This window comes from Microbacterium insulae (assembly GCF_042677065.1).
Classification (GTDB): domain Bacteria; phylum Actinomycetota; class Actinomycetes; order Actinomycetales; family Microbacteriaceae; genus Microbacterium; species Microbacterium insulae.
Genome location: NZ_JBHTII010000002.1, coordinates 626,011 through 638,087, shown reverse-complemented (window position 1 = coordinate 638,087; position 12,077 = coordinate 626,011). Strand labels below are relative to the sequence as shown.

General features: G+C 70.8%; 13 protein-coding genes. 10 read left to right on the top strand and 3 right to left on the bottom strand.

Going from position 1 to position 12,077, the window contains the following annotated elements:
* Window positions 1–41: 41 nt before the first annotated feature.
* The gene (locus ACFQ0P_RS15665) at window positions 42–209 is read right to left on the bottom strand and encodes a hypothetical protein (RefSeq protein WP_204979565.1); all 168 of its coding nucleotides are present in this window, start codon (window positions 207–209) and stop codon (window positions 42–44) included.
* 76 nt (window positions 210–285) lie between these two features.
* A complete protein-coding gene (locus tag ACFQ0P_RS15660) occupies window positions 286–1,482 on the bottom strand; it encodes an NAD(P)/FAD-dependent oxidoreductase (RefSeq protein ID WP_204979564.1) in 1,197 nt (398 codons plus the stop codon).
* A gap of 258 nt (window positions 1,483–1,740) precedes the next feature.
* On the opposite strand from ACFQ0P_RS15660, the gene ACFQ0P_RS15655 reads away from it, so the two are divergent.
* The 9 genes from ACFQ0P_RS15655 to ACFQ0P_RS15615 are packed head-to-tail and all read left to right on the top strand — an operon-like array spanning window position 1,741 to window position 10,413.
* Entirely contained in the window at window positions 1,741–2,943 is a 1,203-nt protein-coding gene (locus ACFQ0P_RS15655) for a substrate-binding domain-containing protein (protein ID WP_204979563.1), read from the top strand.
* A 19-nt stretch (window positions 2,944–2,962) separates the two neighbouring features.
* Window positions 2,963–3,763 (top strand): ABC transporter ATP-binding protein, encoded by an 801-nt coding sequence (locus tag ACFQ0P_RS15650; protein ID WP_204979562.1) that lies wholly within the window; start codon window positions 2,963–2,965, stop codon window positions 3,761–3,763.
* A complete protein-coding gene (locus tag ACFQ0P_RS15645) occupies window positions 3,760–4,482 on the top strand; it encodes an ABC transporter ATP-binding protein (protein ID WP_204979561.1) in 723 nt (240 codons plus the stop codon). The genes ACFQ0P_RS15650 and ACFQ0P_RS15645 overlap by 4 nt, the downstream gene beginning before the upstream one ends.
* Window positions 4,479–5,354, top strand: a complete 876-nt coding sequence (locus ACFQ0P_RS15640; RefSeq protein WP_204979560.1) for a branched-chain amino acid ABC transporter permease — start codon at window positions 4,479–4,481, stop codon at window positions 5,352–5,354. Before ACFQ0P_RS15645 ends, ACFQ0P_RS15640 begins: the two co-directional genes overlap by 4 nt.
* Window positions 5,351–6,481 (top strand): branched-chain amino acid ABC transporter permease, encoded by a 1,131-nt coding sequence (locus tag ACFQ0P_RS15635; protein ID WP_204979559.1) that lies wholly within the window; start codon window positions 5,351–5,353, stop codon window positions 6,479–6,481. Before ACFQ0P_RS15640 ends, ACFQ0P_RS15635 begins: the two co-directional genes overlap by 4 nt.
* The gene (locus ACFQ0P_RS15630) at window positions 6,478–8,067 is read left to right on the top strand and encodes a class I adenylate-forming enzyme family protein (RefSeq protein WP_204979558.1); all 1,590 of its coding nucleotides are present in this window, start codon (window positions 6,478–6,480) and stop codon (window positions 8,065–8,067) included. The genes ACFQ0P_RS15635 and ACFQ0P_RS15630 overlap by 4 nt, the downstream gene beginning before the upstream one ends.
* Window positions 8,064–8,750 (top strand): TetR/AcrR family transcriptional regulator, encoded by a 687-nt coding sequence (locus ACFQ0P_RS15625; protein WP_204979557.1) that lies wholly within the window; start codon window positions 8,064–8,066, stop codon window positions 8,748–8,750. Before ACFQ0P_RS15630 ends, ACFQ0P_RS15625 begins: the two co-directional genes overlap by 4 nt.
* A complete protein-coding gene (locus ACFQ0P_RS15620) occupies window positions 8,747–9,502 on the top strand; it encodes a 3-hydroxybutyrate dehydrogenase (protein WP_204979556.1) in 756 nt (251 codons plus the stop codon). The genes ACFQ0P_RS15625 and ACFQ0P_RS15620 overlap by 4 nt, the downstream gene beginning before the upstream one ends.
* Complete coding sequence (locus ACFQ0P_RS15615) at window positions 9,499–10,413, top strand: alpha/beta hydrolase (protein WP_204979555.1); 915 nt, start codon at window positions 9,499–9,501, stop codon at window positions 10,411–10,413. The genes ACFQ0P_RS15620 and ACFQ0P_RS15615 overlap by 4 nt, the downstream gene beginning before the upstream one ends.
* Here the strand turns inward: ACFQ0P_RS15615 and ACFQ0P_RS15610 are convergent.
* A complete protein-coding gene (locus ACFQ0P_RS15610; RefSeq protein ID WP_204979554.1) occupies window positions 10,410–11,219 on the bottom strand; it encodes an IclR family transcriptional regulator in 810 nt (269 codons plus the stop codon). The genes ACFQ0P_RS15615 and ACFQ0P_RS15610 overlap by 4 nt on opposite strands.
* An 84-nt stretch (window positions 11,220–11,303) precedes the next feature.
* Between ACFQ0P_RS15610 and ACFQ0P_RS15605 the strand changes: the two genes are divergently transcribed.
* Window positions 11,304–12,077, top strand: coding sequence for a CoA transferase subunit A (locus ACFQ0P_RS15605; RefSeq protein WP_204979553.1), 774 nt, complete (start codon window positions 11,304–11,306; stop codon window positions 12,075–12,077).

Sequence of the window (12,077 nt, the reverse complement as noted above, 5' to 3'; positions counted from 1 at the left end):
AGCGCGAACCGCGCGTGCCATGCCGGCTCGCCGGGACGGCGTCAGAGTGGCCCCGGACCCCGGCGCTCGGCGGCCAGCCGGGCGATCACGTCCTCGTCGGGCCAATCGGGATGGTCCCTCGCGATGTCCGCCAGCAGCGACGCGTCGCCCGCGTACTCCGGATGATTCCTCCGCCAATGCCCCGTCCCGCGGCCGAATGAGCTCCCCATCGGACACCCCCTTCGGGTCCGAGACGCGCGAGCCGCCCCTTTCCTTACGCGGGAACGTGCAACCGAGCCGGGCGCGTCAGACGCGGCCGGTGAGGATCAGGTTCCAGTAGACCCACGGCAGGATGTGCCGATCGAAGATCCAGGCGAGCCGGTTCTCGCGGTACATCGTCTTCCAGAACGGGATCGTCGGCGCGAGGCGGTTCCTGTCATCGAACTCCGCCCACACCACCGTCGACCGCGACACCGTGAACGGGCAGACGGCGTAGCCGTCGTAGAGCGACTGCGGCTGCTCACCGCGGAGGACGGCGGCCAGGTTCTTCGCGACGACGAACGTCTGCTTGCGCAGAGAGCCGCCGCACTTGGAGTTCGTCGTGGCAGCGGCATCCCCCAGCGCCCACACGTTCGGGTACCGGTTGCTGCGCAGCGTGCGCGGATCGACCTCGACGAAGCCTCCCTCGTCGGCTGCCAGCACCGAGCCCTTGAGCCAATCGGGCGCGGACTGCGGCGGAACAGCGTTGAGCACGTCGTACGACAGACGCTCGGCGCCGTCCGGGCCCCCGATGACGACCTCCTTCGCCGCGCCGTCCACTTCGAGGAGCTCGCTGCTCGTGCGCAGCTCGATCCCGTACTCGGCGATGACGCGATCGAGCTCATCGGCCACCGCCGGCACGCCGAACGGGCGGTCGCCGGGGACCACCATCACGACGCGGATGTCGTCGAGCACACCGATCGCCCGCCAGTACGCGCACGCCTGGTACATCGGCTTCTGCGCCGCCCCGGCGCACGAGGCGGGGTCGTCCGGCTGGGTGAAGACCACCGTCCCGTGGCGGAGGTCGCGCAGAAGCAGCGACGCCTTCGCAGCGAGGTCGTAACGATAGTGGGATGCCGCGGCCGGCGTCTCGATGGCTTCTGCGAGGCCCGGCACGCGCTGCCAGTCCAGCTGGATGCCCGGACAGATCACGAGGTGCTCGTAGGTCACGCGGCCGCCGCCGGACAGCACGACCGAGTCGGACTCCGGATCGATCGAGACGACGGAGTCCTGGATCCACTCGACGCCCGGGGGAGTCACCGCACGCTGCGCGCGCACCGTGGAGCTCGCTCGCGCCGTTCCGCCCGCGACGTGCGAGAACAGCGGCTTGTACACGTGCTCCTCGCGCGGTTCGATCACCGCGATGCCGTCCACGCCGCGCCGCTTCAAGCGCGCCGCGGCCGAGATGCCGCCGTTTCCTCCGCCGATGACCAGTACACGGTGGTGCGCCGTCGTCTCGGGCATGTCGCCCCTCCTCGGGTTCGCCGAACGACCACCGTAGGTCGATCCGCCGTCGATCGAGGAGGGGTTGCGGCCTGCGCCGCCGGGAGCTAGCGGCACGGCACCGCGGCCCGAGAGAAGATCGCGATCGCGAAACGGTGGCCGCGGCATCCGGCCCTCGACTTGACCCGCCGCTGCTCCCTCCCTACATTTGCAGTAACCTGAATCAGCTTTCAGGTTGCCTCCGGGCACTCCAACCTTCCAATGGTGAAAGGCACGCACATGCGGGTTTCGAAGAAGTTGCTCCTGGGCTCCGTGGTCGCCACGGCCGCCCTCGCTCTGGCGGCCTGCGCGCCGCAGACCGCCCCAGGCGGGGATGCGACGGACGACGGAGGGCCGTCGGAGGTCACCGTCGGCATCGTCACGAGCGAGACCGGACCCCTCGCGGGCTACGGCAAGCAGTACCTCGACGCCTTCGAGGCGGGGCTCGACTACGCCACGGACGGCACCGGCGAGATCGACGGCACGACGATCAACGTCGAGTACCGCGACGACGCCGGCGATCCCGACAAGGCGGTCACCGCGGTCAAGGAGCTCATCGGGGAGGGCGTCAACATCATCGCCGGCACCGCCGCCTCGGGCGTCGCGCTCGCCGTCGCCGAGCAGGCCGAGCAGAACCAGGTGCTCTATATCTCCGGCCCCGCGGCTGCCGATGCGATCACGGGCATCAACGAGTACACCTTCCGCTCCGGACGCCAGAGCTCGCAGGACGTCGCCACCGCCGGCACCTTCCTCGACGACATCGAGGGCCGCACGATCACGGTGTTCGCGCAGGACAACGCCTTCGGCCAGGGCAACGTCGCGGCGGTCGACGCCATCCTCGGCGGGCAGGGCGCGACCGTGAACTCGGTGCTCGTCGCGGAGGACGCGACGGAGTTCACGCCGTTCGCCCAGCAGATCCTCACGTCCGAGCCCGACCTCGTCTTCGTCGCCTGGGCGGGTGCGACGTCCGGGGCCATGTGGCAGGCGCTCAGCCAGCAGGGCGTGCTCGACGAGATCCCCGTCGTCACCGGACTGGGTGACAGCGCGACCTTCGGCGCCTACGGCGAAGCGTCCGAGAAGATCAACTTCCTCAACCACTACTTCCCCGGTGCGCCCGACAACGAGGTCAACACGGCGATGGTCGAGGCCATCGAGGCCGCGGGCGGCACCCCGGATCTGTTCAGCCCCGACGGCTTCAACGCCGCGATCATGGTCGTGCACGCCATCCAGGAAGGCGCCGGCGACGTCGACGCGATGGTGGCGGCGCTCGAGGGCTTCGAGTTCGAAGGACCCAAGGGCATGATGACCGTGCGCGCGAGCGACCACGCCCTCGTCCAGGAGATGTACCAGGTCAAGCTTGTCGCCGACGGGTCGGCGTTCGTGCCGGAGCTCGTCGACACGGTCTCGGCCGAGGACGTCGCGCCCGCCGAAGCGGCCGAGTGATCCGGAGCGACCTCCCACGATGAGCACCCCTGTCCCGTCCGCGTCGCCCTCGCCGACCGCCGTTCGCGGTTCGCGGCTCCAGATCGAAGGCCTCGGCCTGCAGATCGGCGGCGCCACCATCCTGAAGGATGTCGCACTCGACATCGCCGCGGGTTCGCTCGTCGGCGTGATCGGACCCAACGGAGCCGGCAAGACGACGCTGTTCAACGTCGTCTCCGGGCTCCTCCGCCCCACCGAGGGCCGGGTCCTGCTCGACGGCGACGACATCACGACGGCCGGCGTGCCCGCGAGGGCGCGGGCGGGACTGGGGCGCACCTTCCAGACCTCGAGCCTCTTTCCGAGGCTCTCCGTGCTCGAGAACGTGCGTCTGGCCGCCCAGGTGTCGCTCGGCGGCTCCACGTCGCTGCTGCGCTTCCCGAGGCGAGGGGATGCCGCGACCGCCCTCGCGCTCGAGAAGCTCGAGGCCGTCGGCCTCTCCCACAAGAGCGACGCCGCCGCGGGCGACATCTCGCACGGCGACAAGCGCAAGCTCGAGATCGCCGTGCTGCTGGCCACGGAGGTGAGCATCGTGCTCCTGGACGAGCCGATGGCGGGGGTCGGGTCCGGTGATGTCGCCGGACTCGTCCAGAACATCCGCGATCTGCATCAAGAGAAGGGATGCACCGTGCTGATGGTGGAGCACCACATCGACGTGCTCATGGGACTCGTCGACAAGGTTGCCGTGATGTACTTCGGCACGATCATCGCCTACGACACCCCGGAGCGCGTCATGGCCGATCCGACGGTGCAGAGCGCCTACCTCGGAACGGGGGCGGCATGAGCCCCTCCGCCGAGCCCATCCTCACCGTGCAGGGCCTGCGCTGCTCCATCGCCGGACAGCAGGTCGTCGAGGACGTGACCTTCGAGATGCCCGCGACCGGGATCACCGCCGTACTCGGCCGCAACGGAGTGGGCAAGACCTCGACGCTCCGCGGCATCCTGGGCCTCATCACCCGCCGCGGTGAGGTGCGACTGGCGGGGGAGCGCATCGACGGCCTCCCCACCCACCGCATCGTGCGCCGCGGGGTCGGCTACGTTCCCGAGGACCGCGAGATCTTCGCCACCCTCACCGTCGCCGAGAACCTCGCCCTCGCCGAGCGGCAGCGAGCTCCGCGGCGGGAGTTCGTCGCGGACCTGTTCCCCGACCTCGTCGCGCGACGGGACCAGCTCGCGGGAACGCTCTCGGGAGGGCAGCAGCAGATGGTCTCGGTCGCGCGCGCCCTTCTCAACGAAAACCGGATCCTCCTCGTCGACGAGCCGACGAAGGGCCTCGCGCCCAAGATCGTCGCCGAGGTCGCCGACGCCCTCGCGGAAGCCGCCAAGACCGTCCCGATCCTGCTCGTCGAGCAGAACCTCGAGGTCGTGCGTCGCCTCGCCGGCACCGCCGTCGTCATCGGGGGCGGACGCGTCGTCCACACCGGAACGGCGCGCGAGATCCTCGACGACGACGACCTGACCCGTCGCCTGCTGGGCGTCCACGCGGAGGCCCACAGCTCATGAGCACCCTCGTCCTCACCCTCATCACCGGCGTCGGCCTCGGCGCCCTCTACTTCCTGGTCGCCAGCGGGCTCAGCCTGATCTACGGCCTCATGCACGTGCTGAACTTCGCGCACGGCGCGTTCCTCACCCTCAGCGCCTTCCTGGGATGGACGGTTGCGCAGGCGCTCGGCACGCAGTCGTGGGGATCGTTCCTCGCCTCGATCGTCGTCGGAGCGGGCGTCGGCGCGATCTTCGCCACCCTCACCGAGCTCGTGCTCATCCGCCCGCTCTACGAGCGCCACATCGAGCAGGTGCTCGTCACGGTCGGGCTGTCCTTCGCCGCCGTCGCCCTGTTCGAGGGCATCTGGGGAACCGACCCGATCACCGTGTCGGGACCGCCGTGGCTGCGCCAGACCACCGAGGTGCTCGGCGCCCGCATCCCGAACACCTACTGGGTGCTCATGATCGCCGCCGCACTCGTGCTCGCCGCTCTCGTGCTCTTCCTGAAGCGCACCCGCTACGGCATGATCATCCGCGCCGGCGTGGAGAACCGCGCGATGGTGACGGCGCTCGGCATCGACGTGCGGCGCTCGTTCACGCTGGTCTTCGCGATCGGCGGTGCGGCGGCCGGCATCGGGGGAGTGCTCGCGATGCACTACTCGACCTTCGTCTCGGCCCACCTCGGTGCGACGCTGCTGATCTTCGCGTTCATCGTGACCGTGGTCGGCGGGCTCGGGTCTCTCACGGGGGCGGCCGTGGCATCCGTCCTCGTCGCCGTCCTCCAGCAGTTCGCCAACTTCTACCTGGGCGGCACCGGGGACTTCATCGTCGTGATCCTGCTGGCGGTGGTGCTCCTCGTGCGCCCGTCCGGACTCCTGGGGAGGAAGGCATGACCGCCCCCGCCTCGGCGCCCTCGCGCCTGCGCTCGTTCGTTCCCGCTGTCGCCGGCGTGGTGCTGGTCGTGTTCATGGCCGTCCTGCCGCTGCTCAACCTGTCGCTTCCCGGCATCCTCCCGACGCCGACCTACCTGCCCGGCACGCTCGCGCTGCTGTCACTGTGCATGGTGTTCGCTGCGCTCGCCCTGTCGTACAACCTGCTGCTGGGGTCGGCGGGCATGCTGTCGTTCGGACACGCCCTGTACTTCGGTGCCGGCGCGTACGGACTGGGGATCGCACTCGAGCACTTCGGCGTCCCGCTCTGGCCGGGCGTCTTCATCGCCCTGCTGGGCGGGATGGTGATCGCGCTCGTGACCGGTGCCGTGTCGATGCGGGTCTCGGGGATCCCCTTCGCGATGGTCACTCTGGCCTTCGCGCAGGCAGGCTCGGTGCTGGTGCGCCGCAACTCGCAGATCACCGGCGGCGAGGAGGGGCTGAGCCTCGAGACGGATCTCGTCCCGGAGTTCCTCGTCGGCGTCGTCAACACGCGGAACCTCTACTGGTTCACCCTCGCGGTGCTCGTGATCGTCTACCTCGTGACCCTGTGGGTGGACACCTCGCGTCTGGGACATCTCGCCCGCGCCACCAGGGAGAACGAGCAGCGTGTGCGCGTGCTCGGCCTGCAGCCGTACCGCGTCAAGCTCGTGGTGTTCGTGATCGCGGCGGTGCTGGCGAGCCTCGCGGGAGTCGCGTACATGCTGCTCCAGTCCGGCACGGTGCCCCGCGCGGTGTCGGCAGACCTCACGATCACGATCCTCGTGATGGTCGTGCTCGGTGGCGTCGGGTTCCGCTGGGGTGCCATCGTTGGCGGTGTGCTGTACACCTTGCTCGATCAGCGGCTCACCGTCCTCGCCGGCTCGGATGCGATCGCGGGCCTGCCCGACGTCCTGCGCATCCCGCTGTCCGAGCCGCTCTTCCTGCTCGGGGTGCTGTTCATCCTCGTCGTGATGTTCCTCCCGGGCGGGATCGCCGGAACGATCGACGCCGCGATGCGCCGTCGTCGCGGGCAGAAGGTCCGGGGATCGCTGCAGACGCTCGACGACGCCGACGAGTCGTCCGAGGCCGCCGTGGAGGTGCGGTCGTGATCGTCGACGACGACCTGACCGACGGCCCGCACACCGTCGGCCGCTGGCTGATCGATCGCGCCGCCCAGTCGCCGCGGCGCATCGCGATCGACGACCGGGGCGTCACGACGGACTACGCCACGCTGGCCGCGCGCGCGACGGCCCTCGCCGACGCGCTGCGCGCGGCCGGCTACGGACCCGGGGACCGCATCGCGACGGTGTCGGGCAACTCCGCGGACCACGTGGTCGTGTTCTTCGCGTGCGCCCTGACCGGCGTCGCCTTCGTGCCGCTGTCGTGGCGGCTGACCCCTCGCGAGCTCGTCGGCGTGATCGACCGGACGAGGCCCTCGCTGGTGCTGATCGAGGACGAGCACGCCGCGCTCGCGGGAGAGGCGCTGCGCGCCGCCGACCGGATGCCGCGCACCGCGGCGCTCGCGACGACCGTCGCCTCGGCGGCCGTGCCGCCGTCGCTGCATCCCCGCGAGTCCCGTCGAGTGCGCGACGACGACGCACTGCTGATCATCTTCACTTCGGGCAGCGAGGCCGAGCCCAAGGGCGTGGTCCTCACTCACGAGAACTGCTTCTGGAACAATCTCGCGCTGGCACAGGCGCTCCCGCTGACGGCGGACGACGTCGTGCTGGCGATGCTGCCGCAGTTCCACGTAGCGGCGTGGAACTGCCAGCCGCTGCTGGCCTGGTGGGTCGGCGCGACGGTCGTGCTCGAGAGGTCCTTCCAGCCGGAGCGGGTGCTGCAGCTCATCGCCGACCGCCGCGTCACGGCGATGATGGGCGTGCCGACGCAGTATTCGATGCTCGCTGCCGACCGGGCGTGGCCGGCGACGGACGTCAGCTCGCTCCGTCTCGCGCTCGTCGGCGGTGCGACCATGCCCGACCCGCTACAGAAGGCGTGGCGGGCCCGCGGGGTTCCGCTCACACAGGGATACGGCCTGACCGAGGCCGGGCCCAACGTGCTGCACCTGTCCGCCGCCGAGGCCGAAGAGCATCCCGGAGCCGTCGGACGCCCCTACCCCCACGTCGAGGTGGCGGTGGTGGACCCGGTCTCGTCTCTCGCGCTGGGCGGGGAGGCCACCGGCGAGCTCTGGGTGCGGGGGCCCAGCGTCTTCGCCGGCTACCTGGACGATCCCGCCGCCACGATGCGGGCGACGCGGGACGGCTGGCTGCGCACCGGAGATCTCGTGCATCGGGACGCCGCCGGCATCCTGCGCGTCGTGGACCGCCTGAAGGACATCTACATCTCGGGCGGCGAGAACGTCGCCCCGGCCGAGGTCGAGCACGCGCTCGTCCTCCATCCGCTGGTCGATGCCGCCGCGGTCGTGGGCGTGCCGGATCTCGTGTGGGGGGAGCGGGGCGTGGCGTTCGTCGTGCCGGCGTCCGGAGCGAAGCTGTCGGAGGACGAAGTCCTCGCGCACGCGCGCCGCAACCTCGCCGCCTTCAAGGTGCCGGTGCACGTGGAGTTCGTGGACGCGCTGCCGCGCTCGACGATCGAGAAGCTCGCCCGCTCGCGACTGCGCGAGCGCGCGCAGCGGGCCGTGGACCGCCGTGCGGCGATGACGTCGTCCGGCGCGAACGAGGAGGTGGGGCGATGACCCTTCCCGACGAACTGGTCGACGACGACGCCGCCCCGGTCTCTCCGGCGACCGGCAGGCCGCTCACGAAGCGCGGCGAAGCGACCCGGCGACGCCTGCTCGAGGCGGCCGAGCACGTGTTCGCCGAGCAGGGCTACCACGAGGCATCCATCGTCAGGATCACCGAGCGCGCCGGCATCGGCCTCGGCACGTTCTACCTCTACTTCGACAGCAAGCAGTCGATCTTCGAGGCGCTCGTGATCGACCTCAACCGACGCGTCCGCCACTCGATGTCGGAGGCGATGACCGGAGCATCCTCGCGCCTGGAGGCCGAGCGGGCGGGCTTCGCAGGGTTCTTCCGCTTCACGGCAGAGCACCCGGCGCTCTACCGCGTCGTGCGCGAGGCCGAATTCGTGTCGCCCGACGTGCTGCGACTGCACTACACGCGGATCGTCGAGGGCTATGAGGCAGGCTTGCGCGCCGCGCAGGAGGCGGGCGACGTCGACCGGGCGCTCGACCCCGAGACGACGGCGTGGGCCCTCATGGGCATGGGCGAGCTCATCGGCATGCGCTTCCTGCTGTGGGAGCGGGATGCCGAGGGCCGCCCGCCCGCGCAGCTGGACCCCGTCGTCTTCGACGGCATGTCGCGCATCATCGACAACGCGCTCGCGCCGAGATCGGCGGGGCAGGAGGAGGACGAGTGAGTTCCGACCGGGATCTGACGGGCCGCCGTGCGCTCGTCACGGGGGGCGCGAGCGGCATCGGGCTGGCGTGCGCGCACGAGTTCGCCGCACGCGGTGCGCATGTGATCGTCGCCGACCTGAACGGGGATGCCGCGGCCGCCGCAGCGGCAGAGGTCGGCGGAGAGTCGTGGGTCGTGGACCTGTCCGACACCGCCGCGCTCGACGACCTGCACCTCGACGTCGACATCCTCGTCAACAACGCCGGCATCCAGCGGGTGAGCCCCATCACGGAGTTCGACCCCGACGCCTTCCGCCTGCTGCTGCGACTCATGCTCGAATCGCCGTTCCTGCTCGTGCGGGCGGCGCTCCCGGCCATGTACGAGCGCCGCTGGGGGCGCATCGTGAACATCTCCAGCGCCCACGGTCTGCGCGCGAGCGCGTTCAAGTCGGCGTACGTCGCCGCCAAACACGGGCTCGAGGGGCTGTCCAAGGTCACCGCGCTGGAGGGCGCGCCGCACGGTGTGACGAGCAACTGCATCAACCCCGCCTACGTGCGCACACCCCTCGTGGAGAAGCAGATCGCCGATCAGGCGAAGGTCCACGGCATCCCCGAGAGCGAGGTGGTGGAGAAGATCATGCTGACCGAGACCGCCGTCAAGCGGCTCGTGGAGGCCGATGAGGTGGCCTCCCTCGCGGGCTGGCTGGTGTCCGACAAGGCGGGCATGGTCACGGGTGCGTCCTACACGATGGACGGCGGGTGGACCGCACGATGAGCGCCGATGCGACGACCGCACACGGATACCGCACCCTCGACGTCCCCGTTGCCGGAGGCGAGCTGCGAGTCGCGGTGTGGGATCCGCAGCCGCCCGCGCCCGGCGCGCCGGACGTCCTGCTGATCCACGGGGTGACGGCATCCCACCTCGCGTGGCCTTTCGTGGTGGAGCGGCTTCCGGGCGTGCGGGCCATCGCGCCGGACCTGCGGGGTCGCGGTGCGAGCAACGGACTCACCGGCCCGGCCGGCATGCGCGCGCACGCCGACGATCTGGCGGCTGCGCTGGATGCTCTGGGCGTCGAGCGCACACTCGTCGTCGGGCATTCGATGGGCGCCTTCGTCGCTCTCGTGTTCGCCCACCTCCACCCCGAGCGCGTCTCACGGCTGGTGCTGGTGGACGGCGGACTGCCTCTCGATGTGCCCGCCGGGATGGACCCCGACGCGCTCGTCGCCGGCATCCTCGGGCCGACCGCGGCCCGTCTGTCCATGCGGTTCGCGGACGCGGGCGAGTACCTCGCGTTCTGGCGTGCGCATCCGGCGTTCGCGCGGGACTGGACTCCGGAGCTGGAGTCGTACCTGTCGTACGACCTGGTCGACGACGGGGAGGGGACCTTCCGCCCGGCGACGAGCTACCGCACGACCGTCGAGGACACCGTCGACATGAACACCGGCACCGCGCTCGCGGACGCCCTCGCGGGCCTCGGGCATCCGGCGCGCCTGATCACGGTGCCCCGCGGGCTGCAGGACGAGGAGCCGGGACTCTACGCGGGCGCGCACCTGGAGAGGGTCCTCACGGCCCACCCCACCATCCGGCACGAGCGGATCGACGGCGTGAACCACTACACCGTCGTGATGTCGCCGGAGGGAGCGGATGCCGTCGCCCGCGTGGTGCGGGAGGAGCTCTCCGCCTAGCGCGCCGCGGCGATGCGGGTCGTCAGCTGGTGCGCGTGGGCGAGCAGCGTGCGCCCGAGCTCGGGAAGGCGGTCGGGACCGAAGCGGAACTCGACGCCGGTGAGGCTCAGCGCCCACTGCGGGTGACCCTCCCGGGTGAAGACCGCCGCCCCGAGGCCGTAGGACCCCTCGACGATCAGCCCGGGGTTGAGCGCGTATCCGCGTTCGTGCGTCTCGCGCAGCCGTGCACGCAGACGAGGCTCCCCGTGCGCTGCGCCCCACTCCCGGGCGAGCCGGGGGTGTCGCTCGAAGTAGGCGTCCACATCGTGGGGCGGGAGGAACGACAGGATCGCGAGGCCCGCCGACGCGACGCCGAGCGGGAACCGCACGCCCTCGGACAGCACGAACGAACGGATCGGGAAGCTGCCCTCCTCGCGCAGCAGGCACACCGTCTCGTCCCCGCGCCGCACGGAGAGGAACGCGCTCTCCTCGGTGCGCACCGCGAGGGAGCGCACGATGTCGCGGGCGATGCCCGTGATGTCGTAGCGGGATGCCGCGACCGAACCCATCAGATACAGCTCGGGTCCCGGCATCCACCGCCCCGTGCGGTCGTCCTGATCGACCAGTCCCTCCTGGCGCAGCGCGGTGAGCAGCCGGTGGGTCGTGGGCCGCGTGAGCTCGGCGCGCCGCGACAGCTCGGCCACGGGCATGCCCTCAGCCCCGCCCGACGACACCAGACGCAGAAGGCGCGCGGCACGGGCGATCGACTGGGCACCCGGCACTGTGCGGCCGGAGATGTTCGTGTCCACGATGTGGACGATACGCATCCGGGCCTCCACATGGCAAACGCCGCGATGCGTCCGGCGTTCGGACGGCGCAGGATGGAGCCATCCGGCAACGAAGGAGTGCACGTGATCGACAAGACGTGGGCATCGGCCGCCGAGGCCGTCGCCGACATCCCGGACGGAGCATCGCTCGCCGTCGGCGGGTTCGGGCTGTCCGGCAATCCCATCGCCCTCATCGAGGCGCTGCTCGCGCAGGGCACGGCGGATCTCAGCATCGTCAGCAACAACTGCGGCGTCGACGACTGGGGGCTCGGCATCCTGCTGAACGCCCGGCGCATCCGCAAGATGACCTCGTCCTACGTCGGCGAGAACAAGGAGTTCGAGCGGCAGTTCCTCTCGGGCGAGCTCGAGCTCGAGCTCACGCCGCAGGGGACGCTCGCCGAGAAGCTGCGCGCGGGCGGATCGGGGATCGCGGCGTTCTACACGCAGACGGGTGTCGGCACCCAGGTGGCCGAGGGCGGACTGCCGCGGCGGTACGACGGCGCCGGCGGGGTCGCGGTCGCCTCGCCCGCGAAGGACGTGCGCACGTTCGACGTCGCGGGCGGGCAGCGGGAGTACGTGCTCGAGGAGGCCATCGTCACCGACTTCGCCCTCGTCCACGCGCTCAAGGGCGACAGGCACGGGAACCTCGTGTTCAACAAGGCCGCCCGCAACTTCAACCCTCTCGCCGCCATGGCCGGCCGCGTGTGCATCGCGCAGGTCGAGGAGCTCGTCGAGCCGGGCGAACTCGACCCCGACAGCATCCACCTGCCCGGCATCTACGTCCACCGCATCGTGGAGGTCGGCGGCGACATCGAGAAGCGCATCGAACGGCGCACCGTGCGACAGGAAGGCGACTGA